27 protein-coding genes and 1 tRNA gene are annotated in these 24,645 nt (G+C 64.8%); 16 read left to right on the plus strand and 12 right to left on the minus strand.

Translation table 11 applies throughout. From position 1 onward, the window contains the following. Positions 1-51 precede the first annotated feature (51 nt). Entirely contained in the window at positions 52-1,752 is a 1,701-nt protein-coding gene (locus tag AC1RWI_RS10390; protein WP_492866173.1) for a GMC family oxidoreductase, read from the plus strand. A 191-nt stretch (positions 1,753-1,943) separates the two neighbouring features. On the opposite strand, the gene AC1RWI_RS10395 is transcribed toward AC1RWI_RS10390, so the two are convergent. The 4 genes from AC1RWI_RS10395 to AC1RWI_RS10410 all read right to left on the minus strand — a co-directional run bounded on the left by AC1RWI_RS10395 (position 1,944) and on the right by AC1RWI_RS10410 (position 6,749). Further along, the gene (locus AC1RWI_RS10395; protein ID WP_492866222.1) at positions 1,944-3,527 is read right to left on the minus strand and encodes an MFS transporter; all 1,584 of its coding nucleotides are present in this window, start codon (positions 3,525-3,527) and stop codon (positions 1,944-1,946) included. Between the two features lie 698 nt (positions 3,528-4,225). Then, positions 4,226-5,125 carry a sterol desaturase family protein gene (locus AC1RWI_RS10400; RefSeq protein WP_492866175.1) on the minus strand — a complete coding sequence of 300 codons (900 nt, stop codon included), beginning with the start codon at positions 5,123-5,125 and terminating at the stop codon, positions 4,226-4,228. Between the two features lie 16 nt (positions 5,126-5,141). Next, positions 5,142-5,621 (minus strand): hypothetical protein, encoded by a 480-nt coding sequence (locus tag AC1RWI_RS10405; RefSeq protein ID WP_492866177.1) that lies wholly within the window; start codon positions 5,619-5,621, stop codon positions 5,142-5,144. 24 nt (positions 5,622-5,645) lie between these two features. Next, a complete protein-coding gene (locus AC1RWI_RS10410; RefSeq protein WP_492866179.1) occupies positions 5,646-6,749 on the minus strand; it encodes a 2Fe-2S iron-sulfur cluster-binding protein in 1,104 nt (367 codons plus the stop codon). A 137-nt stretch (positions 6,750-6,886) separates the two neighbouring features. Between AC1RWI_RS10410 and AC1RWI_RS10415 the strand changes: the two genes are divergently transcribed. Next, complete coding sequence (locus tag AC1RWI_RS10415; protein ID WP_492866181.1) at positions 6,887-7,558, plus strand: Crp/Fnr family transcriptional regulator; 672 nt, start codon at positions 6,887-6,889, stop codon at positions 7,556-7,558. 704 nt (positions 7,559-8,262) lie between these two features. On the opposite strand, the gene AC1RWI_RS10420 is transcribed toward AC1RWI_RS10415, so the two are convergent. Further along, positions 8,263-9,147, minus strand: coding sequence for a LysR family transcriptional regulator (locus AC1RWI_RS10420; RefSeq protein WP_492866183.1), 885 nt, complete (start codon positions 9,145-9,147; stop codon positions 8,263-8,265). A gap of 129 nt (positions 9,148-9,276) precedes the next feature. On the opposite strand from AC1RWI_RS10420, the gene argC reads away from it, so the two are divergent. Further along, a complete protein-coding gene (gene argC / locus AC1RWI_RS10425) occupies positions 9,277-10,206 on the plus strand; it encodes an N-acetyl-gamma-glutamyl-phosphate reductase (RefSeq protein WP_492866185.1) in 930 nt (309 codons plus the stop codon). A gap of 54 nt (positions 10,207-10,260) precedes the next feature. On the opposite strand, the gene AC1RWI_RS10430 is transcribed toward argC, so the two are convergent. The 3 genes from AC1RWI_RS10430 to AC1RWI_RS10440 form a co-directional block, all read right to left on the minus strand. Further along, entirely contained in the window at positions 10,261-10,623 is a 363-nt protein-coding gene (locus AC1RWI_RS10430) for a hypothetical protein (RefSeq protein ID WP_492866187.1), read from the minus strand. Positions 10,624-10,857: 234 nt separating this feature from the next. After that, positions 10,858-11,544: a Vgb family protein gene (locus AC1RWI_RS10435; protein WP_492866189.1), complete on the minus strand. Its 687-nt coding sequence runs from the start codon at positions 11,542-11,544 to the stop codon at positions 10,858-10,860. A 63-nt stretch (positions 11,545-11,607) separates the two neighbouring features. Next, positions 11,608-12,828 carry a helix-turn-helix domain-containing protein gene (locus tag AC1RWI_RS10440; RefSeq protein ID WP_492866191.1) on the minus strand — a complete coding sequence of 407 codons (1,221 nt, stop codon included), beginning with the start codon at positions 12,826-12,828 and terminating at the stop codon, positions 11,608-11,610. A 133-nt stretch (positions 12,829-12,961) separates the two neighbouring features. Here AC1RWI_RS10440 and AC1RWI_RS10445 point away from each other — a divergent pair, with 133 nt between their 5' ends. The 3 genes from AC1RWI_RS10445 to AC1RWI_RS10455 all read left to right on the plus strand — a co-directional run bounded on the left by AC1RWI_RS10445 (position 12,962) and on the right by AC1RWI_RS10455 (position 14,792). After that, positions 12,962-13,726, plus strand: a complete 765-nt coding sequence (locus AC1RWI_RS10445; RefSeq protein WP_492866224.1) for a DUF899 domain-containing protein — start codon at positions 12,962-12,964, stop codon at positions 13,724-13,726. Positions 13,727-13,884: 158 nt separating this feature from the next. Continuing rightward, complete coding sequence (locus tag AC1RWI_RS10450) at positions 13,885-14,253, plus strand: c-type cytochrome (protein WP_043349128.1); 369 nt, start codon at positions 13,885-13,887, stop codon at positions 14,251-14,253. A gap of 164 nt (positions 14,254-14,417) precedes the next feature. Further along, complete coding sequence (locus AC1RWI_RS10455) at positions 14,418-14,792, plus strand: hypothetical protein (protein WP_043349131.1); 375 nt, start codon at positions 14,418-14,420, stop codon at positions 14,790-14,792. A gap of 78 nt (positions 14,793-14,870) precedes the next feature. Here the strand turns inward: AC1RWI_RS10455 and AC1RWI_RS10460 are convergent, their stop codons facing one another. Together AC1RWI_RS10460 and AC1RWI_RS10465 are read right to left on the minus strand one after the other, a co-directional pair. Then, a complete protein-coding gene (locus AC1RWI_RS10460; RefSeq protein ID WP_052494673.1) occupies positions 14,871-15,278 on the minus strand; it encodes a hypothetical protein in 408 nt (135 codons plus the stop codon). Positions 15,279-15,426: 148 nt separating this feature from the next. Further along, positions 15,427-15,513, minus strand: a tRNA-Leu gene (locus AC1RWI_RS10465). A 335-nt stretch (positions 15,514-15,848) separates the two neighbouring features. Here AC1RWI_RS10465 and AC1RWI_RS10470 point away from each other — a divergent pair. Continuing rightward, on the plus strand, positions 15,849-16,199 hold the full coding sequence (locus tag AC1RWI_RS10470; protein WP_492866193.1) for a DUF1428 domain-containing protein: 351 nt from the start codon (positions 15,849-15,851) through the stop codon (positions 16,197-16,199). 87 nt (positions 16,200-16,286) lie between these two features. On the opposite strand, the gene AC1RWI_RS10475 is transcribed toward AC1RWI_RS10470, so the two are convergent. After that, positions 16,287-16,724, minus strand: a complete 438-nt coding sequence (locus AC1RWI_RS10475) for a YciI family protein (RefSeq protein ID WP_043349138.1) — start codon at positions 16,722-16,724, stop codon at positions 16,287-16,289. Positions 16,725-17,005: 281 nt separating this feature from the next. On the opposite strand from AC1RWI_RS10475, the gene AC1RWI_RS10480 reads away from it, so the two are divergent. The 3 genes from AC1RWI_RS10480 (at position 17,006) to AC1RWI_RS10490 (ending at position 19,384) form a co-directional block, all read left to right on the plus strand. Continuing rightward, positions 17,006-17,707 (plus strand): DUF2076 domain-containing protein, encoded by a 702-nt coding sequence (locus AC1RWI_RS10480; RefSeq protein ID WP_492866195.1) that lies wholly within the window; start codon positions 17,006-17,008, stop codon positions 17,705-17,707. Between the two features lie 144 nt (positions 17,708-17,851). Continuing rightward, positions 17,852-18,808 carry a prolyl aminopeptidase gene (gene pip, locus AC1RWI_RS10485; protein WP_492866197.1) on the plus strand — a complete coding sequence of 319 codons (957 nt, stop codon included), beginning with the start codon at positions 17,852-17,854 and terminating at the stop codon, positions 18,806-18,808. Positions 18,809-19,003: 195 nt separating this feature from the next. Continuing rightward, a complete protein-coding gene (locus AC1RWI_RS10490; protein ID WP_043349146.1) occupies positions 19,004-19,384 on the plus strand; it encodes a RidA family protein in 381 nt (126 codons plus the stop codon). A 108-nt stretch (positions 19,385-19,492) separates the two neighbouring features. Here AC1RWI_RS10490 and AC1RWI_RS10495 read toward each other — a convergent pair whose 3' ends face one another. Further along, positions 19,493-19,861 (minus strand): DUF1484 family protein, encoded by a 369-nt coding sequence (locus AC1RWI_RS10495; RefSeq protein ID WP_052494674.1) that lies wholly within the window; start codon positions 19,859-19,861, stop codon positions 19,493-19,495. A gap of 511 nt (positions 19,862-20,372) precedes the next feature. Between AC1RWI_RS10495 and AC1RWI_RS10500 the strand changes: the two genes are divergently transcribed. The 6 genes from AC1RWI_RS10500 to AC1RWI_RS10525 all read left to right on the plus strand — a co-directional run bounded on the left by AC1RWI_RS10500 (position 20,373) and on the right by AC1RWI_RS10525 (position 24,625). Further along, positions 20,373-20,885 carry a DUF6622 family protein gene (locus tag AC1RWI_RS10500; RefSeq protein ID WP_492866200.1) on the plus strand — a complete coding sequence of 171 codons (513 nt, stop codon included), beginning with the start codon at positions 20,373-20,375 and terminating at the stop codon, positions 20,883-20,885. Between the two features lie 74 nt (positions 20,886-20,959). Then, positions 20,960-21,859: a sterol desaturase family protein gene (locus tag AC1RWI_RS10505; protein ID WP_043349153.1), complete on the plus strand. Its 900-nt coding sequence runs from the start codon at positions 20,960-20,962 to the stop codon at positions 21,857-21,859. Beyond that, positions 21,852-22,967, plus strand: a complete 1,116-nt coding sequence (locus tag AC1RWI_RS10510; protein ID WP_492866202.1) for a sensor histidine kinase — start codon at positions 21,852-21,854, stop codon at positions 22,965-22,967. Before AC1RWI_RS10505 ends, AC1RWI_RS10510 begins: the two co-directional genes overlap by 8 nt. 34 nt (positions 22,968-23,001) lie before the next feature. Further along, the gene (locus tag AC1RWI_RS10515; protein ID WP_492866204.1) at positions 23,002-23,820 is read left to right on the plus strand and encodes a LytR/AlgR family response regulator transcription factor; all 819 of its coding nucleotides are present in this window, start codon (positions 23,002-23,004) and stop codon (positions 23,818-23,820) included. Positions 23,821-24,039: 219 nt separating this feature from the next. Beyond that, a complete protein-coding gene (locus AC1RWI_RS10520; RefSeq protein WP_043349159.1) occupies positions 24,040-24,306 on the plus strand; it encodes a hypothetical protein in 267 nt (88 codons plus the stop codon). Positions 24,307-24,385: 79 nt separating this feature from the next. After that, a complete protein-coding gene (locus tag AC1RWI_RS10525) occupies positions 24,386-24,625 on the plus strand; it encodes a hypothetical protein (protein ID WP_043352270.1) in 240 nt (79 codons plus the stop codon). The last annotated feature ends 20 nt before the right edge of the window (positions 24,626-24,645 follow it).

Consider the following 24,645-nt stretch of genomic DNA (forward strand, 5'->3'; position numbering starts at 1 on the left):
GCGCCGAATCGCGAAGAATTGCCGCGCCAGGAGACCAGGGGACAAAGACACATGCAACGCGAATTCGACTTCATCGTCATCGGGGCCGGCTCCGCCGGTTGTGCCGTGGCCGCACGGCTGGCCGACGGCATCGCCGACACGGTCGCGCTGCTGGAAGCGGGCGGCCACGATTTCCATCCGGCCATCACGATTCCCATCGGCATCGCTTCCACGGTGCCGAAGCCAGGACCTTTCAACTACGGCTACGCGACGGAGCCGCAGCCCGCGCTCGGCGGGCGCATCGGCTACCAGCCGCGCGGCCGGGGACTCGGCGGCAGTTCGTCGATCAACGGCATGATCTACATCCGCGGCACGCCGTCGGACTACGACCGCTGGGCCGCGTCTGGCTGCGACGGCTGGGCCTGGGACGACGTGCTGCCGTACTTCAAGCGCTCGGAGCGCAACGAACGCCTCGGCGGCCACGCGGAAGACGCACGGCACGGCGGACAGGGTCCGCTCGACGTCGCCGATACCCGCTCCACCAATCCGTTCGACCGCCGCTTCCTGCAGGCGGCGCAACGCGCCGGCCTGCGCTACAACCACGACTTCAACGGCGCAGAACAGGAAGGCGTTGGCTTTTACCAACGCACGCAGCGCGACGGCGAGCGATGGAACGCGGCACGCGCGTACCTGCACAACGGGAACCGCGACCGCATCAATGGCGGGCGCGCCAATCTCGACGTGCTGACCGGCTCGCAGGTGCTGCGCATCGTCTTCGAAGGCAAGCGCGCGACCGGCGTGGTGATCGAACGGGACGGCTGCGAGTTCACACTGCGCGCGCGACGCGAGATCATCCTCAGCGGCGGCACCTTCGGCTCGGCGCAACTCTTGATGGTCTCGGGCGTAGGGCCGGCCGCGCACCTGAAGACGCACGGCATTCCCGTCGTGCACGACGCTCCGGCCGTGGGCCAGAATTTTCAGGAGCACCCGAACCTGAAGCTGCAGCAGCGCGTGTCGAGCACCGACCTGTACGCCTTCAGCGTGCGCGGCGCGTTGCGGCTGTACGGCGAATGGCGCCGCTACAAGCGCGACCGCTTCGGTATGTTCGCGTCGAACATCGCCGAGACCGGAGGCTTCGTGAAGACGGCCCCGTCACTGGCCGATCCCGACGTGCAACTGCATTTCTCCACCGCCCTCAGCGACCCATCGGCACGCAGCGCGCACGGTTACAGCCTGCACGCCTGCGTACTGCGCCCGCACAGCCGGGGACAGGTCCTGCTGGCATCGGCCGACGCGCGCACGGCGCCCCGCATCCACCAGAACCTGCTGGCCGATCCGCGCGATGTCGAGACTATGCTGGCCGGCCTGCGCATCGCTCGGCGCGTCCTCGAGCAACAACCGCTTGCGCGACTCGGCCCGACGCCGCACAACTACGCCGGCCTGCGGTTCGACGGCACCGATGACGAAGCCGCCCGTGCCTTCATCCGCGCGACGACCGACATCATCTTCCATCCGGTCGGCACCTGCCGCATGGGCGGCGATGCTGGCTCGGTGGTCGATCCGCAACTGCGCGTGCGTGGCGTGGAAGGCCTGCGTGTCGCGGACGCCTCGGTGATGCCGACGCTGATCGGCGGCAACACCAACGCGACCGCCATCATGATTGGCGAGAAGGCGGCGGACCTCGTGCGGGGGATCGGGAGAGCGGGTGCAGCCAGTGCGCAGGGGGAGCGTGCTGTTGCGATGGACGAGGCAGTGGCGACCGGGGACAGATAGGCGTTGCCGGCGCGCATATGGACGGGTCAGGAATTCGTCGTGGCTTGAAATTCAAGGAGGATCCGGCGACAGCTTCCGGGGAGATTGGGTCATATGGCGCCCCCGGCGCGACTGGCTCAAACTGGCCGATCTCGGCTAGTTGAGGGGAGGTCGCCGATAGGCAACGGACGCGTCCTGCGACACGAGGCATATCACCTGCGGGGTTGGATGGTCGCCACTGCGAGACCTGCTCCGGCGAACGCGCACACCGCGGACACCAGCGCAACGGCGCGCAGCGCGTCCGTGATAGCTTCGGCTTCCGCCAGCGCCACGGGTGTTTGAGTCGGCAAATGGGCGTCGCCCGCTGCTGCCCCGGCTTGCGCCCCCGGCTCCAGCAACTGCCCGGTCAGGCGCGCGTCCCTCGGAACGTCCAGTTCATCCAGCCGCGCTGACAGCGCCGCTTGGTGCGACCACACGAACACGATGCCGAGCACCGCAATCGCCAGCAGGCTCGCCACACGTGCAACCGCATTGTTGATGCCGGATGCAACGCCTGCGTGGTCAGCCGGCACCGAGCCCATCACAGTCGTTGTGAGTGGCGCGACGGTGATCGTCATGCCAAGCCCGAGCACGGTGAGCGCAGGGAAGAATCCGGCCCAATAGCTGCCGCGCACAAACGGCAACGCCAGCATCACGAATCCGATTCCCGCGATACCCGGGCCAGCGCTCAACAGGATCCGTGAACCGAAGCGGCTCGTCAGGCCGCCGGTGAAGCGCGACAACAAGCCGATGATGACCGGCACCGGCAGCAGCGCCGCGCCTGCTTCAGTTGCGGTATAGGCATGTGCGCGGATCAGCGTGAACGGCAGGAAGAACAATGCGCCGCTCAGGCCGAAGTAGAGCAGCAGTGTGACGAGGTTGGCGCCGGTGAAATCGCGTGAGCGGAACACGTCGAGCGGCATCATGGGGTGACGGCTGTTCAATTCGATCATCACGAATGCGACCAGCGCGAGCGCGCCGGCGCCGATCGCGCACAGTACAAGCGGATCTGCGAAACCGCGCGCAGACGCCTCGGTCAGACCATAGGTGAGGGCAGCGAGCCCCGCTGCGACGCTAAGCGCGCCGGGCCAGTCCAACCGTTGAGACGCATCGAGCTTGTGGCTATTCGGCACCGACGAAATCGCGAGCGCGATCGTCACCACTGCAAGCGGGACGTTGAGGAAGAATATCGCGCGCCACGACAACACGTCGACGAGCCAGCCGCCTGCCACCGGCGCCGCCGCGGACGTGATCGCTCCGACGGCCGCCCAAGTGCCGATTGCCCGTCCGCGCGCTTCGCCTTCGTACACGGCGCCGATGATCGCGAGACTACTGGGTACGAAGAGTGCTGCACCAATGCCCTGCACTGCGCGCGCGGCGATCAGCGAATTCGCGCCCGGCGCGAACCCGCAAGCGGCCGACGCCAGCGTGAAGACCCCGATGCCCACAATGAATACCGTGCGGCGGCCAAGCTTGTCGCCCATCGATCCGCCCACCAGCACGATGGACCCGAGAAAGAGCAGGTAGGCGTTAACGATCCACTGCATCGCCGCGACGCTCGCGCCGAGTTCGCTCTGAATGGCGGGTAGCGCGACATTGACGACGGAGCCGTCGATGAACGCCATGCTTGAGCCGAGGATCGTCGCGGCGAGTGCTAGACGCTTGCGCCGGCACGGGCGGTCGACCGCGGTGGGCTGCGTGCGGATGACGAGTGCGTCGCACGGGCTCGCTTGTGCAGCGACGACGTGCGCGGTCATTTGGTCGCTATCGAGAAGATCCGGGTTGGCCAAGCTCGCTCCCGTGCCGGTCGATGGTGACTACTAGCATAGTAACGGGAGCGCGTGACCGCAGATACGGTTGGTCGGGTGCGTGCGAGCGGTCGGTCGCGGCGCCCATCAGTTGCGCGGTCCGCCTCGTCGAGCGCATGGAACCAGGCGTGATCGCTGCCATCGATCTGCACCAGTTCGCCCCGGAAATGCGGTTCGACGCCGGCTTCCGGGTGTCCGGGAAGCTGCGCCCACCCAAAATGCATCAGCCGCGCAAAGGGCGGGAATGTATATGATCCGCCATACCAAGGCTGGCAAAATCTTGATGTCGTGCCGCTCGCGCAGCGCCTCGCAGCCCAGCATTGGGCCGAAGTCGGCGAATCAGGCCGCGCACGCGGGATTCCAGGTCGGGAGGTAACTGACGGTGGCTTACGACTGTCTCTGAGCGACCCGAAACGGTCGTTTCAGCCAAGGCGATCTCCATGACTGCTTTCGATGCGCTGCGGCCGTCCCGGGCTTCGCTTGGGTCACTCTTCGCTCCCGAAGCGAAATCTCCATTTGTGCTCGGCACGCTCCACACAAGCACTGATCTCGGCGAACGGGCCCAGCGCAGCGCATTTCTCACGCTGGCCCGGCGTTTCCAGCCCATCTCGGTTCGGCCTTTCCGGGCAGTAGAGCTCAGACACCTTTTAGCTCTCGACAGCAATTGCGATGCCGTTTGCCGTAACGATGACAGCGGCTGCAGCGGCAAGTTCGGCTTCCGAGCTTTGCGCCGGCGCAGTCTCGTGCTTTGCTCGCCTGCGCTTCGCCCGCGCAAGTGGCCAGAACAATTGAACCATTCCTGGCTCCACCGGCATCCCTGCGGGCACGCCATACGCATCTTGCCGCCGCGGCTGCTGCTGCCCACTAGTTGTGCCATGCAGCGAATCCCAGATACACAGGATATTGCCGTAGTTGGATGACGCGTTGCCGTAACGGCCGAGGCCATGATGCGCGTGATGAAAGTCCTGCAATACAACAACCTTCTCTACAACATTGAGTAGCAGACAGCCAAAGCGATAGCGACGCAGCCAGAAATCCCAGCGATAGCCTGTGTGCTGCAGCAATGTCACGATACCCTTGAATGCAAATACCAGCGCCGACGCGCCCCCGGCGCCGACGTAGATCAGCACGGGCGCCATCCACAACGCCGGGACGAGAAAGTAGTAGAGCGTGTTCTCACGTCCCGCCATCAGGACATTCAGGTAGGTCGGGGTATGGTGGGGCTTATGCAGGCGCCACAGGAATGGCCAATGATGCGCCATGCGATGGAGCCAGTAGTTGAGGTAGTCGTCGACGGCCAGTAGGAGAAAGAACAATAGCCACATCGGGACGTGAGCAAGAGCCCCTTTCCATTGCGGTAGAAATCTGGCAATCGGCCACGCTAGCGCCACGAGAAGCAGCGCCCGAACAGAAAATGTCATGACCTGGCTGAGCAGATTAACGGCGATTTCATGCCTGCTCGATGCTTGCGGGCTGCGAAATTGTCCAGTCGAAAAATCGAGCGCAAGCAACAGGAACATCAGGCCAAAAATGACAATCAAATTCATCTACACACTCCCGATCTTACCGCTGAGCGGCGGCGTCCTGCCGGTCTTCCATCAGAAAGACGGGCTTTCCAACTTTGGAAGGATTGACGGTCGCCTCGACCGCGACACTACCTGAGATACCGGAAAAATCACCGGTACCGCTGTCTATGGAGATCAATCCGCGATCGGCATGGTCTGCATCACCGCGGTAGTGGAGGTAAGCCACTCCCCCCGCAGTAGATTTCAGTTCGCAGTCGCCCGTGCCATCGACCTGCTTCTTGCCGGCCAGCGTATCGACGATATTGCACAGCGCGTAAAAGCGGACCGTCTTGCCCTGCGCCATGATGATCCCCGCACCTTCGGAGAGGATGTCCACGCGCGAGCGCTCGGGCGTGATATTCATATGCGATAAGTTTTTGACGGCGCCAGCAACGGTGATGTGTATAGGGTCGCTGGCGGCTTGACTCTGAGCAGCGAGAGTTATCAGTACGCAAGGCACAAGAATTTTCTTCAGCACGTGGATTTCCTGGGAGAAGTGGGATCAGGCGGCCGCCGCACCAGCGAGATGGCTGCGGTCGAGGAACCGGTCGTAGTGGACACAATGCGGTGGCGTGACGCCTTGCAGCTTTTCCAGCGTTGCATCGATCATGGGCGGCGGGCCACACAGATAGAAACTGCTATCGGTCAGACTGCAGAAGCGTTCGAGATGCTCGGTGGAGAAGCCGCGCAGACCTTCCCAGCCGGAATCGGGCGCCTCTTCGGACAGAACCGGAAGCACTAGCAGGCGCCTAGGGCCTGGCCAACGCTCTTGTAGTTGCGCGAGTTCGTCCGTGCAATAGAGGTCGCGCTGGCTGCGAGCGGCAAAGAAAAGCGTTATATCCGGGGCGCTGGCGCGCAACGACATGTGCTCCAGCATGGATTTGATCGGGGCGAGTCCGCTGCCACCCGCGATGCACACGACGGCGCGCCCATCGTCGCGATATCCAAACTCGCCGAGCGGGCCCGTCAAGCTGACAGGCTGGCCGACACGGCTCGCGGCAAACAGCCATTCGGTGAATTGCCCGCCGGACACGCGCCGCACATGGAATTGCACTTCTGTTTGCGGTTCTTTCCCGGGCGCCGAGCAAAACGAGTAGCAACGCGGCGTGTCCTCCAGGGACGGATGGCCCGGGACGCGAAGCTGGGCATATTGACCAGCACGGTAGGAGAGCGCGTTGTCCAGTTCGACCGTAACCAGCCGGATATCATGATTTAACGCTGCAACCGATTTGATCCGCCCGTTCGTGTTGATCAATGCGCCGACGTGCATGTCGTTTGACAGGCCAGGAACCGCCAGCACTACATCGCTTCGCGCTTCGCTTTGGCATGCCAGCAAGTAGCCCCGCTGCAGCGCGGCTGCGTCGACGTGATGGGAAATATCGCGCTTGAGTTGTACCCTGCCTCGTATGAGGCGACAGCGGCATGAACCGCATTCGCCCGTCATGCAAAGGTGAGGGATGCGTATACCCTGGCGCACTGCGGCTTTGAGCAGGGATTCGCCAGGACGCAGCCAGCAGGATTCTGCGCCGTCCGCCACTTCGAGGCGAAACCCTGCTATGGGCGTGTCATCGCGCACCGTCTTCGTGTTGTCTGAGGTATTCATCATCTACTTCTCCGGCCTTTCAGTGCTCTAGACAGCGCCTTTCGCTCTTTGCGGCTGGGTCGCGCCACGCTTGCCACGCGAGCTTTATATCAGTCAGGTTCCGAATAGAATGTGAATAAGTTCACAATGTGGAGGAGAGGATGGCTTCCTACGCCGCTATTGCACCGCGTTTGTTGCTTGCCGCGCTCGATGAAGATATGCGCGCAGAGTTGCTGAAGTTGGGAACAGGAGTTCGCTACCGATCTGGCAGGACGATCCACCGCCAGGGTGACTACGACCGCTCATTTCAAATCGTCCTGGAAGGCAGGGTGAGTTTTAGCCGCATGGATAGCGAGGGCCGGCGGGTCACTGTGGCCGCTATTGGTCCCGGCGAAGCTTTCGGCGAAATTCCCCTATTGACGGGGCGTCCGCGCACCCATGACGCGGTAGCGGTCGGTGCGGTACGGTTGCTTCGCATCTCCGATCAACAGTTTCGGCATCTGCTGAACCGGAAGCCAGATTTGCGCGACCACTTGCTAGCGGAACTGGCTCAGAGGCTGATACATGCGGCGGACAAGCTCGACAGCGCGCTTCGGCTGGCGGTGCCGCAACGCGTTGCCCAATATCTCGTCGCCGAGGTTGACGCCCGCGCAGGCCAGCTATCACTCGACGTGAGGCAGGCGGACATTGCGGACGCACTCGGTGTGACGCGAGAGGCGGTCGCTGCGGCCTTACGACGATACCGAGAGACCGGACTGATCGAAACTCGGTACCGCGCAATCAACGTTCTGGACCTCGAAGCATTGCGTATTGCGGTCGAGCATGGTCCTTGAGATCAGGAAGGCAGTACGGGCGACTGACGCATCGGGACGGTAGGACTGTAGGGCCGCAGATAACTACCTGCCGCCTGTCGACCTATGCGCTCAGATACGCAAAGAGCTCGTGTCAGTTCTTCATCGAATTCCCGATTGCTCAGCCGCAGCGGCCCCGGATTGGGTGAGCATTGCATTGATGATGCGGCCAATGGCGAACCGACACGCAATACGGATACGCCGCTCCACCGGAGCAAGGTCAGGTTCCCCATGCAGTCGTGCGAGCAGCGGCACGGATCTGTCGATGTCGTTCGGCGGGTATAAGTCGTCTGGGAACGGCGCGCATGCGCTCGCCGAGTAGTTGGAGGTAGAGACGGTATCGCTGTGAGTAGTGCGCGCTTGTGCGCCCGAACCCATACGATTTTGCTGGTGATGCGAATTGCGTCCTCGATATGCGAGCGGCCAGTGGCTGAAGCAAAGCCGCCACCCGGGTGTCGCGCCGACGGCCGAGGCGAATGGCGCCTCATGGCCGAACCCGGAAGTTCGTCTCCGGCCAGTCCTCGATCGCCCCGACTAAGCTACGAACTTTCGTGGTCGACCCAATTCAGTCAGTCAAATTTCTACAAACCGGCCATTTGCTCGTCGTGGCGTGCAATAAGGCTACTGTCCCAGCGAGAACGAGCCGAAGCGGCGAATGGCGAGTGGCGAATAGCGAATGGCAACGCCTACGCCAATCGCAGATCCCACAACACATCAAGTACGTGTTGCGTGGAACGCTCAACATGCCCCGCGCGATGTGCGATGCCGAGCCGACGCCACAACGCCGGGCGCAGTGGACGCATGACAATGCGCTTGTCGGGTAACGGCGTGGTGGCCTCATGGGGCAACAGCGCCGCGCCGTAACCTGCCGCTACCAGACTCTTGATCGCATCGTTGTAGTTGAGCTGAATGCGCGGCGCAGGATGGTGCCCTCCGGCCGCGAACCACTCCGTGGTCAGGCGCGAGAGACGCGTGGTCGCGTCATTGAGAATGAGAGGTTGGGCGGCGAGCCATGCGGGCGTGACGCGGGCCGGACACTGCCAATGCGCCGGCAAGAAGGCCATCACGGGGTCGCGGCGCCAGGGCTTTATCACGAGTCCGGCCACCGGGGGCTGAGGCAGTGCGATCAGCCCGACATCCAGCGTTCCATCCGCCAGCCGGGACAGCGTTTCATGCGAAGTGAGTACGGCAACCTGAATGTCGATAGCGGGATGGTGCTTGCGCAGCACCTCAAGTGCTTGCGGCAACAGGTGCGCGATCACGCCAGTCGACGCACCGAGCCGCGCGCGCCCTTCGAGCCCCTGTACCTGGCGTTGAATATCGTCCAACGCCTGCTCCGCATCAGCCAGCAGTCGACGCGCGCGCTCCACCAGCACCTCGCCTATCGCCGACGGCCTGACATGCCCGCGCTTGCGTGACAGGAGTGGAGCCCCGATGCGGTCTTCGAGTTCAGCGATGTGGAGGCTGACCGTTGGCGGCGCCAGGTGCAATGCGCGCGCCGCCTCGGCAAATGAGCCACGGTCGGCAATGGCGACCAGAGTGCGCAAACGGTCCAGGCTGATCTCTCGCATGCTGGCCTCCAGATTCAGAAAATCTGAATCTTCACGTTATGAAATACAACTTTCTCTATTCTAGCGGCCAATGGAACATAGGGGCTCGTTCTCCTTGTTAAACCCCACAGTCACCGGAGTATTCCGCATATGAGCTCTCCCGTTGTTTTCATCGACGGCGACCAAGGCACCACCGGGTTGCAAATCCACGAACGGCTGCGCGATCGGACCGACCTCAGGCTATTCACGCTTGCCGCTGCGGAGCGCAAGGATCCGCGGTGTCGCGCGCAAGCCATCAACGCCTGCGACATCGCCATCCTCTGCCTGCCGGATGCCGCCGCGCGCGAGGCAGTGGATGCCATCGTGAATCCCGCCGTCAGGGTCATCGACGCCAGTTCCGCCCACCGCACGCAACCGGACTGGACCTACGGCTTTCCGGAAATGACGCAGGGACAGGCTGAGCGCATTGCGAACGCGCGTCGGGTCACCAATCCCGGTTGCTATCCGACCGGGGCCATTGGCTTGCTGCGTCCCCTGTTGCAGGCCGGGCTCATACCGGGCGACTACCCTGTCAGCATTCATGCGGTGTCGGGCTACTCCGGACGCGGGCGCGCTGGCGTGGAGGAACATGAGGGACAGGGTGCCGTCAATGCGCCGGCATACCAGGTATATGGCCTGGCACTCGCGCACAAGCACCCGCCGGAGATCCAGTTGCACGCCGGGTTGGCGCAGCGTCCCATTTTTGTCCCGGCGTATGGCGCGTTCCGCCAGGGCATCGTGCTGACGGTGCCCCTGGCGTTGCGGCTGCTGCCACCCGGCGTGGATGGCGCCGCGCTACACGCATGCCTCGCACGCCACTATGCCGATGCGGCCCACGTACGTGTCCTGCCGCTGGACGAATCACGCGCCTTGCAGCACCTGGATCCGCAAGCGCTGAACGCAACGAACGACATGCACTTGAGCGTGTTTCCCAACGCGGAACACGGGCACGTCCTGCTGTCCGCGGTGTTCGATAATCTTGGCAAAGGCGCGTCCGGCGCTGCGGTTCAGAACCTGGACCTGATGCTCACGCGGCAATAGTGAATAGTGGCCGATGGCTTGCGCTAACGAAGCACCTGGCGTGGCCCCAGACGCTCAGGCCTTCGCGGGACGCCCGGTCTTGATGGCTTCGACTTTTGAGACCGCGGCCAGCAGTTGCTCCGGCGATCTCGCGGCAAGCAGCAGCAAGCCGGCGCGCAGGATCTCGCTCTTCTTGATGTGCACGCCCGCGTCCAGGCATCGCTGCTTGAGTTCGGCGATTTTCTCGTAATCGGACTTCGGCATCGTGAAGCTGTCGCGCAGCACCTTCTCCTTCTTGGCGCCCTGCGCCTTTTTCGGCGCGGTCACATCGGCGCGCGCTTCCACCTTCGATGGTTTGCTCTTCCGGGGTTTCGTCCCGGCCTTGGTTTCGGCCTTCGTTGCCGCCTTCGTTGCCGCCTTGGGCACTGCCTTGGTCACTGCCTTCTTGCTGCCCGAGCCCTTTGGCGTCTTCTCCTTGGAGGCGGCTGCGTTGCTGTCGGCTGCTGGCGCGCTCGTCGGAAAATGAAAGACCTCGTTCGTCGGCGGCTTGATGATGGGTGAATTCACGGTGATTCTCAAATCAAAAAAACAGGCTAAACAGTATATACCGTTTAGCGACGGGCATCGGGCGGCTCCTCAAGCCGCCCCCTTCGCCCGTGCGGGGCGCCTCGGTTATTTGCCGGTGGCGTCGACGGGGATGCCGGTGTCGCTGCCGGCCGCGCCGCCTCGTCCGGGCCGCCGCACGGCTCTCACCTTCCCGCTGCTGCCGCCTCCGCAGAAGAACTGGTCGCCGCCATCGGACTCGAGTCCCGACACGCCAACGCCGGCTGGCATCTCGATGCTCTCCAGGACCTTTCCCGTGCGGGGATCGACTTGCCGCAACTCGCTCTGCTCACCCTCCCAGGTGCCGTGCCAGAGTTCTCCTTCGATCCAGGTGACCCCGGTGACGAAGCGATTGGACTCGATGGTGCGAAGAATCTCCCCGGTTTGGGGATCGACCTGATGGATCTTGCGCTCCCGGTACTGCCCCACCCAGAGCGTCCCTTCGGCCCATGCGAGTCCCGAGTCGTTGCCACCGCCGGGCGCCGCAATCGTGGCGACCACGCGGCCGGTCTGCGGATCGATCTTCTGGATGCGATCCTCGGCGATCTGGAACAGGTGCTGGCCGTCGAAGGCCGTTCCTGCGTGTGCGGCGACATCCATGGAGCGCAGCGTCTTGCCGCTTGCCGGATCCAGCGCGATCAGCTTGTCGCCGGTGGCGAACCAGACTTGCCGACCGTCATACGTGACCCCGTGCACGCTGTCGACACCCGGGAAAGGGCCATATTCACGGGTGATTTCTGCCGCCGATCGTTTCATGTTTCCATCCTCGTGACACCGTAGTGAAGTGCAATCGATGAGCTGCAATCGATGAAGTGAATTCTAGTCACCCGGCAGTGGCGCGGGGAGTAACAAGGTCGTCGCGAATCCCGCCACGGGCGGCGTCAGCCAGCGGCGCGCGCGCCCGCGGCCAAACGACTGCACCTTGCCCGCTGCCGCGAGCGCGTCGAGTGCCCGCTGCACGGTGCGCTGGCTAGCGCCAAGGGCCACCGCCAGGGCCGAACTCGACCATGACTCACCGTCTGCAACGAAGGCGAGCACCGCCGCGTGCGCCTCGTCCACGGGTCTCGCCAGCACGACAACCTCGTGGGCGACTTGCGGCACCAGCGCAAACCCGCGCTGGGTTGCGCTCACGCCAGCCAGCGGCCCGAGCACCGTGCGAAGCCGCCCGATTTCAACGCGTAGCCGCGCGCGATGCGACGCATCGGCGTGCCTGGCACGGAATGCCCGCGCAACGAGCGCGTCTCTCGGCACGTCCGCGGGCCACGCTTCGGCCAGCGCGCGTGCGAGCGCGAACAGCACCGGACGCCTCGCCAGCGAGACCACCGTGCCCGCGTCACGCACGGCATGACGGCACGCGTCCACGACGAGCGCCTTGGACGCCAGCAACGCTTCCACCTCATCGAGCAGGAGGAGCCGCTCCTCCCCACGCGCAATCAGGCGCGCCGCGGGCGTTTTCAGGACGAGCCATGCGCTCTGGACCTCCGCCGTCAGCGCGGGGATGCCGGCGTGGCGCGCCGCGTGCTCGGCCCGGGCAAGCGCGGCGCGTGCCGCCTTCGTGCGCAGGCGCCGTATCGCAATCCCCGCGACGACCAACGCATGGGCGGCCCTGGACGCGGGCGGAAAGGGTGCCGGGTCGAGCTGGGCCAGCGCAAGCTCGGCGTCGTCGAGGCGCCCGATCAGGAGGAAGCGCCGGGCTTCGAGAAACCGCGCGTGCGCGGCGTTCACCCGGTCGCCGTGCGCCTCCAGGGTTGCGCGCGCCGCGTCGAGCGCCTTCGCTGGCCAGCTCAGGTCGCGCGAGACCAGCGCGATCTCCGCCTCGGCGACGACGCACCGCGCGCGGGCTACGGCCTCTTTCGGGCCGAAGGCGCGCGCCGCGCTTCGCACCAGCGCCTTCGCGCGCACGAGATCGCCAAGCTGCGCCATCGCGATGCCGCGCAGCGCAAGCGCTGGCGCGTCGTCGCGCAAGGCAACCCGGTTCAGCGCGCCAAGCGGGTCACCCGCCGCGAGCGCGCGCGCCGCGGCCGTGATCAGCGCATCCATCGGAATCCCAATCGCGCCCCCCTTGTCACTCCCACCGTTCGGATGCCCGGCACTAATCTATCACGACCACCAACCCGCACATCGTACCCAGCACGGAGCGAACGACGATGGACACCCAACGAAGGAAAGCATGATGACGCAACACATGACCGCGACACGCGAAGAGTGGCTGGCAGCGCGGCTCGCACTGCTCGAAGCGGAAAAGGACCTGACGCGGCGCAGCGACGCGCTCGCGCGGCAACGCCAGGCGCTGCCGTGGGTCCGGGTCGACAAGGCGTACCGGTTCGAGACCGACGAAGGCAGCGCCTCGCTGGCGGACCTCTTCCGGGGACGCTCGCAGCTCCTTGTCTACCATTTCATGTTCGGGCCCGACTACACGGCGGGGTGCCCGTCCTGCTCGTCGATCGCGGACGGGTTCGACGGCGTCGTGGTTCACCTGGCGAACCACGACGTCACGCTTGCGGCGGTGTCACGCGCACCGCTGGCGAAACTGCAGGCATACAAGCGGCGAATGGGTTGGACATTTCCCTGGGCGTCCTCGCTCGGCAGCGACTTCAACTTTGACGCCAACGTCTCCTTTACCGAGGCGCAACAGCGCGACGGGTTCGTCGACTACAACTACCAGCGCGGCGGCCACGCGATGGACGCCACACCGGCTCCGGAACCCGTCGCCCGGTTCGCGGCCACATGCGGCACCGACGCGGCTACGTACTCGCGCGATCGGCCGGGCCTGAGCACGTTCGTGCTTGAGGATGGCGTGGTCTATCACACCTACTCCACCTATGCGCGCGGGGTGGACGGCCTCTGGGGCATGTACCAATGGCTCGACCGCGCCCCCAAGGGACGCAACGAGACGGGCATCTGGTGGCGCCGCCACGACGAGTACGGCGAGCGCTGAGCCAGGCCATGGGCACGACAGGCGGGCCGCGCCCGGGTCCGCTCACTGCGCCAGCGTCTTGCGCAAAGCTGCCTGCGGGTTGGCTTGCGTTGCACGCGATGTCCGCGGCGGCCTGGGCGAATATAATGCCAGGCTCCTCCCCTGCCCCGCATCCGCCCATGAAGAACGCCGCATTGTTGACCCTGGCGCTGGCCTTGCACGCAACCGCGCAGGCCGCCGGCGACGCGCAGGCCGGCAAGGCGGTATTCACCTCGAAGTGTGCCTCCTGCCACAGCGTCGGGCCCTCGGCGCGCGCCGCCTTTGGCCCCCAGCTCAATGGGATCTTCGGCAGGGTCGCCGGCGGCACGACCGACTACAAGTACTCCCCGGAGATGAAGAAATCGGGCATTGTGTGGTCCGAGAAAACCTTGAGCGCGTTTATCGCGTCGCCGAGCAAGGTTGTGCCCGGCACCAGGATGCGCTTCTGGGGAATCAGCAACGAGCGGCAGATCGCAGACCTGCTGGCCTACCTGCATGCGTACCAGTAACCTTCGCTCCTAGGCCCCCACGCCTTCTCGGACAACTTATTTCTTCAACGAATTTCAGGCTCAGGACACCAGCACTACAGAAAGCATCAAACGCTCCGTAACCGATAGAATAGGTGCCGGCGCCACATGGCATGGCGCCCCCACAGATCTGATCCGGAGTTGGCATGGAACCCCTCTCATTCGAGTTTGTCACCGTCGAGGAAGCGAGGCTGATCCTGGATGGCGCCGTGCCCACGCAAGGCGAGCCCGACTGGGCTGGCCAGCGGCAACCCGAAACCGCGGAAGCGAAAACCCTCTCGGCCACCGCGCTCAAATGGCTGGCTGTGCTGCCACCACAGGCGCGGCCCCTGGAACTGTGCCGCAGCTATCCGCGCATCGGCAACCAGCTGGCAGCGCTTTGGGCCGACCCAGCCGCGCTATCGAATTTCCTGGCGGACCTGCTGATCGACAAGCGCGGCGGCCGCCAGGGGTTCCCCGGCGGCATCGCGCTTGAATTATCGCAACTGCAGGAGCACGTTCTGCGCACGATGGAGCCGTAACGGCATAACGCCTTGACGCCATAACGCCATCGCGGCAATGCCGCAGTGCGGCGTATCGGCAAGGATTTGGCGTTCCGCTTAGTGCGCCCTTCCCGGCGTGCAGTCTTCCACCATGCCGGAGATGCGGCTGGCGCTCATCATGGGGTGCCACTCCCCGGAACTGCGGATCTCGACGTCAGTGCCATCGGCGCCCTCGGTAGCGCGCCGCAAGCTGATCAGGTGGAAGAACTTGTATTCATCCGCGTCCGCACGCCCGACCCGGATATCAACCTTGCCCGGTTCCGGATACGCGATCACGGTGGCGTCGTCGCCCAGCCGCTGCTTCAGGCACAGCACCACGTCGCCTACGCTGGCCTTGGCGTGCACGCGCTTCGGCTCCATGGCCTGGATGGAATTGGCGGTCACGCCGCCCGAACAGGCCGACAGCCATTGCGCCGCCATCGCGACAACCAGCAATGCCCGTACCCGTACCCGACCTTTTGACATTCCCGCTCCTTGGCTAGATGAGTCGGGTGATGTTACAGCAAGTGAATTCGGATGCTGATGCTGATGCGCTCGCCGCGCGCGAGACACGACGCGGTAGAAGCAAAAAAGCAAAAGGCCCGCACGGATGCAGGCCTTTTGCTTTCAATCTTGGTGCCCAGGAGAGGACTCGAACCTCCACAGTGTTGCCACCGCTAGGACCTGAACCTAGTGCGTCTACCAATTTCGCCACCTGGGCTAGGTGAGGTTGCGAATTCTACCCAACGTAACGAAATTTGCAAGTGCTGGCCGCGCTGAATCAGCAGAAAAGTACAACTTTCCCCGAGCACGCCCGCTGACGGCCCCGCTTGCGTCCGTCCGGCCCAGGGCGATGGACAAGCCGCCGGAGAAATTTCCATTCATCACTTGGCGCACAGTACACGGCCCACACCGGTTGGCCGCCCTCCCAGCCCAGCGTATTTTTTTCTGGCATTCCTCCCGTGCCCTGTCGATTTCGACGGCTCCCGTTCGTCGTCCCAATGACGGCGCGCGCAAGGCTCGCCGCTTCGCAGGCAATCCCAAAGGAGACCGGACATGCATTACATCGATGGATTTGTTGTCGCCGTGCCCACGGCCAAGCGCGACGTCTACCGCGCGCACGCCGAGGCTGCCGCCGTGGTGTTCAAGGATCATGGCGCGCTGGGGCTGGTCGAGTGCTGGGGCGACGATGTGCCCGAGGGCAAGCTCACCTCGTTCCCGATGGCCGTCAAGCTGGAGAAGGATGAGACCGTGGTCTTCTCCTGGATCACCTGGCCATCGCGCAAGGCCCGGGACGAAGGCATGAAGGCCTCGATGGAAGACCCCAGGCTGCGCAGCCAGGGGCCGATGCCGTTCGACGGCAAGCGGATGATCTTTGGCGGCTTCGAGGTGATCGTCGACGCTTAGTGGCTTGACGGCAGTGCGTGATTGACCTTGCCCGGGGTTCCCGGGCTGGGACCGTTTTGGCCAGAGGGGCACTTTCGTGCGCACCCCTCAACGCGGCTTCTTCGCAGCGTCTTGCGCCTGCGCCCACAAGCGCTCCTCCTGAGCCCGCAGCTCAGGGGTGAGCTCGGCACCAAAATCGTCGAGCTCGAACAGCGGGCGAATCTCGATCTCGGAGTCGCTTTGCATGGGGTTGGGGCAGCGCTTGACCCATTCGACGGCCTCTTCCATGGACTTGACTTGCCACAGCCAGAACCCGGCGACCACCTCCTTGGTCTCTGCGAACGGTCCATCGACCACGGACCGCTGGCTGCCAGAAAATTGCACCCGCTTGCCTTTGGCGCTCGGGTGCAAGCCCTCGCCCGCGAGCATCACGCCGGCCTTGACGAGTTCTTCATTGAAGTTGCCCATGGCGGTAAGCAGCGCCGTGCTGGGCATTTCGCCGGCCTCTGACTCTTTCGTTGCCTTGATCATCACCATGACACGCATCGTCGCTCTCCTTGAGTGGATTTAGGGTGCCGCACGTCCTGAGCCCGGAACAGGTTTGACGGGCGGCTCTGATACTACGACGAATCGGGATACCGGAAATCGACAGCGCCTTCAAAGTATCTGGTGGGAGGAGTCTGCCCGGCCCGACCTGGCCCGATTCAGCCCGACCTGGCCGCGAGGCGCGACAATCACATCCGATCGGTTTTTTTAAGCCTCGCTTAAGACTCGGCCCGTAGACTGCGATCACACAAGATAACCCGGACCCCCGGATAGGAGCTGCCATGACCCCCCAAGAGATGCAAGCGCTGGAAGGCTTCCTGACCCAACTCACGCAGGCCAGGGCTGGCGCCAAGGACCCCCAGGCGGACGCCCTCATCGCCGACGCGGTCGCCAGGCAGCCGGATGCCGCCTACCTGCTGGTCCAGCGCGCCATGATGCTTGACCATGCCCTGGCGACGGCAAAGGCGCAGATCTCCACGCTGCAAAGCCAGTTGCAGATGGCGCAGGCCAATGGCACCAATCGCTTCCTCGACCCGGAAAACGCCTGGGGCAACAGTGCCAACCGCGTGGCACCCAGCCCCGTCATGCCGCCGCCGATGACCGCGCCCGTGGCGCCGCCGCAGGCCTTCCAGGCGGCCCAGCCTGCGCCCGTGCAGCCACCATCCCGGCCCGGATTCCTGAGTGGTGGCCTGGGCGGCGCGCTGGGCGGCATTGCCACCACAGCTGCCGGCGTGGCCGGCGGCGCGCTCCTGTTCCAGGGCATCGAGAACATGTTCCATCGCAACGGCAATGGCAACAGCGCAAGCGGCTTTCTGGGACAGCCAGGCGCAGGGGCGCAGCCAACGGAGACCGTCGTCAACAACTACTACGGCAATGACGACCGCTCGCCGCTGGGCTCGCCGGATGCGGCACTGGACAGCGGCCTTCTGGATGACGCATCGGGCAACGACGACTTCCTGAGCGACGACACCTGGAACGCCTAGCGCGTTCGGGGGCTTGCCAGGCGTGCATGGCAGCGGCCTGACTTGCCCCACCGCTCTGATTGCACTGCGGCACCCCGGGTGGAGATGACACCGGCAACGGCGATACACTCTTGCACTACGCTTCTCACCCTGGGAACCCGATCCATGCCGCAACCTCGCTTGCTCTATCCCGCCATCGAACCCTATGAAACCGGCACGCTCGATGTCGGCGACGGCCACGTGGTCTACTACGAACGCGTCGGCACACCCGGCGCCAAGCCGGCCGTCTTCCTGCATGGCGGCCCTGGTGGCGGCATATCGGCCGACCACCGTCGCCTGTTCGATCCGGCGCGCTACGACGTCATGCTGTTCGACCAGCGCGGCTGCGGCCGCTCCACACCCCACGCCGGGCTGGAAGCCAATACCACGTGGCACCTGGTAGACGACATCGAGCGCCTGCGCAAGCTCGCCAACGTAGAGCGCTGGCTGGTCTTTGGCGGCTCCTGGGGCTCCACGCTGGCGCTGGCCTATGCGCAAAAACACCCCGAGCGGACCAGCGAACTGGTGCTGCGCGGGATCTATACCGCCACCCAGGCGGAACTGGATTGGTATTACCAGCACGGCGTATCCGAGATGTTCCCCGAGAAATGGGCCCGCTTCCAGGCGCCCATCCCGCAAGCCGAACGCGGCGACATGATGGCCGCCTACCGCAAGGTGCTGACCGGCAGCGACACGGCAAAGCAGCTGGAGGCCGCCCGCGCATGGAGCGTGTGGGAAGGAGAAACCATCACCCTGCTGCCCGACCCTGCCAACACCGCCAAGCATGACGACGGCCATTTCGCGCTGGCGTTTGCGCGGCTGGAGAACCACTACTTCACGCATCTCGCCTGGCTGGAAGACGGCCAGTTGCTGCGCAACGCGCATCGCCTTGCCGGCATCCCCGGCGTAATCGTGCACGGGCGCTACGACATGCCCTGCCCGGCCCGCTACGCCTACGCGCTGCACCAGGCATGGCCAGACTCGGATCTGCACCTGATTGAAGGGGCGGGGCATGCCTGGACCGAGCCCGGCATCATGGATCAGCTGATTGCCGCTAGCGACCGGTTTGCCGCGGCGCAATGATCGTCCTGGTGCTGCCAGCCCTGGGCGGCACAGCGCCGAAAGCACCGACAGCACCGAAGCGGACTTTTGATGGCCGGCGGTTGGGGTCTTGAACACCCGTGTCCTAGACTGGAAGACCGCATTGCCGCCACCCGGCCGCGCATTGGCCGGCGGATAGCAAAGCGCCGTTCAAGGCTCTCACCGACAGGGTGCACTATGGAATTCCTGAACTCCGGCAAAGTCCTCCCCGCAGGGCTGCCATTCTCCGAAGCCGTGCGCGTCGGCGATATGTTCTACCTCTCTGGACAGATGGGCATCGTCCAAGGCAGCACCCGCCTGGTGCCCGGCGGCATCCGCGAAGAAGCCAAGCAGGCGCTGATGAACATCCGCATCACGCTGGAAGCACACGGCCTGTCGCTCAAGCACGTCGCCAAATGCACCATCTTCCTGGCCGACATCAGCGAATGGCAAGTGTTCAACGAGGTCTACAAGGAATTCTTCCAGGCACCCTATCCGGCGCGCAGTGCGCTTGGGGCGAATGGGTTGGCGCTTGGGGCCAGGGTGGAGGTGGAGTGCATTGCGGTGTTTAGCGGCTGAGTGGCTGAGTGGCTGAGTGGCTGAGTGGCCGAGTGCCTGATACGGCGGCTACGAGCGGCCACGCCCCCGCCTGCGGGACGGTGGCACAGCTCGCCCTGCCGCCCTGGCTCAGAGCATGCCCTGCACCCGGTTCAAAGCCTCATCCAGCTGCTGCTTCAACGGGGTCAGCAGGCAGTGCAGCCCGTGGCTGTCCTCCACATCGTCGCTATCAAAATCCAGCAGCCTGAGCACAGCGCCAAGCCCTGCACTGACGCGCAGCAGGTCGGCGCAGCTTTCTTGCGCGGTGCTTTGCGCACGGCTACGAAGTTCCTCGAGTTGGTAGGCCAGTTCCTGGACGCTGAGCTTGGTGGGCGTGTCGGCCGGGAAGGTCAGGCGGATTAGTTCTGCTAGCAGGGAGGATTGCCGGGAGATGGCGAGCGAGCGCTCTGGTGGATCAAGGTGAGTGGTTTGCTCTGAGCGAGCGACGGTATTAGGCATTGCGGCCTCCAGTGACAGAATGGAAGGCCCGCCGCTCATTTCCACATGAGGGTGGCGGACCCGCAGCGGGGGTGGAAACCGGCGTCACTACATCCGGTCAGCCCGAAGGCTGCCCCGCCCGGCCCGCCATAGAAAAGTTATAGGCGTGCGCGAACGCAACGGACACAAAAAAGCCGCAGAAAGCGGCAGTCCGCTAGTGACGAATCGGGTTTCCACACCCGGTCACCCTTGTTTGGGGTGACGTGGCAGATTTTCGGCCAGCCAACGGTCGAAGTCAATCGACCCGGCGGAGCTAGGAATCGCCGACGTGTCGCAGCTTTCGCGTTCGCGCCACGGTCGATCTCCCCCTCGAGACCAGTTCGCCTGCAGCCCCGCTGATTGGTTACTCGCCCGCCATCGCCTGCACTTCGCGACACCATCCGGCGTTTCATCGCAGCGACCTGCCCAACGCGCCAGTGTCGGCCGAACATGAGCATCATCGCGTTTCCCCCTGACAAGACTGGACGCCCCCATGCTCACCGAAATCCTCCTCCACACGCCGCGATGGGTCTGGATCCTGCTCGCGAGCCTGATCGCGCTCGGCTTCGCGCAAGCCGTCCCCAGACGGATGACGCCGGCCCGCGCCACGGCTGTGCCCGTGGCCATGGCGGTGGTCTCGCTGGGCGGCGTCATGTCAACCTTCTCGGCGCAACCGCTCGCGCTGCTTGGATGGGGCATCGGCGCGGCTGCCGCGCTGGCGCTGGCCCACACCGTCGGCGCCTGGAACGGCATTCGCTGGCTGGAGGCCGATCGCCGCCTGCTGGTGCCCGCAAGCTGGGTGCCGCTGTCGTTGATCCTCTGCCTGTTCATCACCCGCTACGGCGTGAGCGTGGCCATGGCGGTAAACCCCGGCTTGCTGTGGCATGCCGGCGTGGCGATGCCGATCGGCTTTATCTATGGTGCCGTTAGCGGTATCTTCCTCTCACGTAGCCTGGTGACCTGGCGGCTGACCCGGCAGGCAATGCTCGACAGCGTGCCGGGCTGATCACTCAGGCCGCCACTGATGCCAGCAACTCAAGCCAGCAACCGCTGTCCCGAACCACGTCCAGGCCTGCCGTCATGAACGCATTCGAGAAGTTTCAGCTGTTTATCGCGGCCCCGTCGGTACTGGCATTCGCCTTGATCGAGGCCATCGTCTTGTCGCGCCGCCAGCGCTACGACTGGCGGGCGTTCGGGGTGTCGGCGCTGGATCTGGTGGCGCGCATCGCGGTGGGCATTGCCTTGCCGCTGTCGATCGCGGCGCCGCTGGTGCGGCTGGCGTTCGAGCACCGCTGGATGACGATCCACCCCACCGGCTGGATCGCGTTGCCGCTGCTGTTTGTCGGGCAGGAGTTCTGCTACTACTGGTATCACCGCGCGGCGCACAGGGTGCGGTGGTTCTGGAGCAACCATGCGGTGCACCACTCGCCGAACCAGCTGAACCTGTCGGCGGCGTTTCGCATCGGGGTTCTCGGCAAGCTGACCGGCACGGCACTGTTCTTCGTGCCGCTGGCCTGGATTGGCTTTGAGCCGCGCGTCGTGTTTGCCGTGTTGTCGCTGAACCTGCTCTATCAGTTCTGGATTCATGCGACGTGGATTCCGCGCCTGGGCTGGCTGGAGGGGATCTTCAATACGCCTTCGGCGCACCGGGTGCATCACGCGTCCAACCTTGAGTACCTGGATGCGAACTATGGCGGTGTGCTGGTGGTGTTCGATCGCTTGTTTGGCACCTACGTGAGGGAGCGCGAGGACTTGCCCTGCCGGTATGGCCTTGTGCATCCGATCGAGAGCGCAAATCCGTTGCGGATCGAGTTCACGCAGTGGGTGCATCTGTTGCGCGACCTGGCCGGGGCGCGCAGCTTGCGCGCGTTCCTTGGGTACTTGCTCATGCCGCCGGGCTGGACGCCGCATGGCGAGGGCAGTACCACCATGGAGCTGCGCGCGCAGGCTGGGATGTCCGGGGGCGTTGGTGATGGCTGACGTCCGGCCGCAGCGCATCATGCGCTATCCCGCCAAGGAACTGGCCTGGCTGTTTCGCCAACTGCGGATTAGCGTGCCCGTGGCGTTCGGTTCCGCCGCCTTCTTCGCCGTCATGTTCCGCGAGCCGTTTGGCATGAACCTGGTCTACGCCCTGTGCATCGCGCTGATGATACAGGCGCTGGTGAAGCTGGGGCACTATGGCCTCACGCGCTGGCTGCCAGATGCCTCGCCGGGCACTCCCGCCACGCAGCGGCGCTGGCCGGACTGGAAGTGGATGTTTCCGTGGATCGTCATATCTGGCGTAGCGGGCTATTTTGGCGGGCACGCGATTGCCAACGTGCTCACCGGTAGCCACGGCACGCCGTCGGATCTGTTGCGCAATCCGCGCACCCTGCTGCTGAGCATGACGGTGGCACTGGTGCTGGCGCTCTGCATCTCTTACTTCCACTATGCGCGCGGGCGCATGGCGGCTGCGGACGCGCGGGCGCAGGCGGCCATGCGCAGCGCAGCGGAGAATCAGCTGCGCTTGCTGGAGTCGCAGCTGGAGCCGCACATGCTGTTCAATACGCTGGGCAACCTGCGCGTGATGATCGGGCAGGATCCGCAGCGCGCGCAAGAGATGCTGAACCAGGTGATCTCGTTCTTGCGCGCCACGCTGCAGGCATCGCGCTCCGGCTCGCATCCGCTGTCATGCGAGTTCGATCGCATTGCGGACTACCTGGCGCTGATGCAGGTGCGCATGGGCGCGCGGCTGCAGGTCGAACTCGACCTGCCCGCCGGCCTGGCCAACCTGCCTGTGCCGCCGCTGCTGCTGCAACCACTGGTTGAGAACGCCATCAAGCACGGGCTGGAGCCCATCGTCGCGGGCGGCTGGATCAAGGTGACGGCCCGCCGCGAAGGCGGCACGCTGATGCTCACCGTGCGCGACACCGGCGCGGGCTTGAGCGAGCTGCCGCCCGGCCCGGATTGCTTTGGCACATCGCAGGTGCGCGAACGGCTCGCCCAGCTCTATGGCAAAGCGGCGAGCTTCCAGTTGCTGGATGCCGGCGATGGCAGCAGCGATGGCGGCGGCGGCACGCTGGCCATCGTGCGCCTTCCGCTCTTCTGATGGATTGCCGCCCACTCTGCCCGATATCGCCTCCATGCAAACCACTGCCCTGATCGCCGAAGATGAAGCGCTGCTGGCCGCTGACCTCCGCGCGGAGCTGGCTCGCTTGTGGCCGGCGCTGAACATCGTCGCGACCGTAGGCGATGGCGAGGCTGCCGTGACGCAGGCGCTCGCGCTGCAGCCTGACCTGCTGTTCCTGGACATCCGCATGCCGGGCATGAGCGGACTGGAGGCAGCGCAGACCCTGGCCGAGGATTGGCCCGACTCGGCCAAGCCGTTTCCACTGATCGTGTTCGTGACGGCTTACGACAAATACGCCTTGCACGCATTCGAGCATGCGGCCGTCGATTACGTGCTAAAGCCCGTGCAGGCCAACCGCCTGGCAAAGACCTGCGCGCGCCTGCAAGCCACGCTGCAACAGCGTGCGGCCCCGCAGGGCGCCCCACCATCGCTGGACGCTGCCATGGATCAGTTGCGCGCGCTGCTTGGCGTTGGCATGCCCGCGCCGCCAGCCGCGCCGGCAGCCAGCCCGTTGCAGGTGATCCAAGCCAGCGCCGGCAATACCATCGCGATGGTGCCGATCGACGAGGTGCTGTATTTCGAGGCCGCGGACAAATATGTGCGGGTGGTCACCGCGCAGCGCGAGCACCTGATTCGCATGTCGCTGCGGGAGCTGCAGATGCGGATCGATCCGGCGTGCTTCTGGCAGGTCCACCGCAGCACCATCGTACGCTGCACGGCCATTGCCAGCGCGCTGCGCGATGACAGCGGCAAGCTCACCCTGACCTTGCGCGACCGGCCCGAAAAGCTGGGGGTCAGCCGGCTCTATGCGGACGCGTTCAAGGGGATGTAGGCGCCACGGTGTCGCGCAAGTCACGGACAAAAAACCTGCGCAGGTGTCTGCGCGCCGCCAACGCTTGCCCGGCGTGTTGGCGCGGCACCATCGTTTTCCACCTGAGTTATGCCCGCCCGCGCACACGGCGCGGCGCCGGGCCATGGCATGCCGTGTGCGTGGTGAAGGGGGAGCGTCGAGCCCGGCGCTCCCCCTTCACAACCCACTCAGGAGAAGACCATGTCCACCCTATCCATCGGAAACCTGCCTCGCCTCAGCGCGCTTGAGCAGGCCGCCCGGATTGCCGTGACCGGCGGCACCGGTGTCTACCCCATGCCCATGATCATCCGCAGGGAGCCCGGCTATGGCGAGTTTCCGAAGCTGCCCGGCATGCCGGAAATGCCGGACATGCCTGCGATCCCGAACGCGTTCCCGTGCGGCTCGCCGATCTATCACGGGCCGCTGATGAGGCCCGACTCCGGCGAGCCAAAGATCGTTCCTCTCTGACCCCGCCCCTTTTACGTCACGAACGTCACGAGATCCAACGGCACGCAAGAGGCCGAACCCCGCTTTCAAGGAGCACGCCATGCACAACAAATTTGCCATTGCCACCCTCACCACCGCCGCGCTTGCAGCGGCCTTGCTCGCCGGCGCCGCCCAGGCCGCCGCCCCACAGGACCGCGCTCTCTACGGTGGCCAAGGCGGCTACAGCTTCCGGGCCGGCAAAGTGGACCCATGCACCGACGGCGGCCGCACCGGCAAGTTCGACGCGTTCGGCGAAGGCGCTCGCCAGGTTGACCCGTACACCGACGGCGCCAGGGGCTGAGTGGCGCCCGGCGCGGGGGG

Source organism: Cupriavidus sp. MPR-AND1C, from assembly GCF_058809705.1.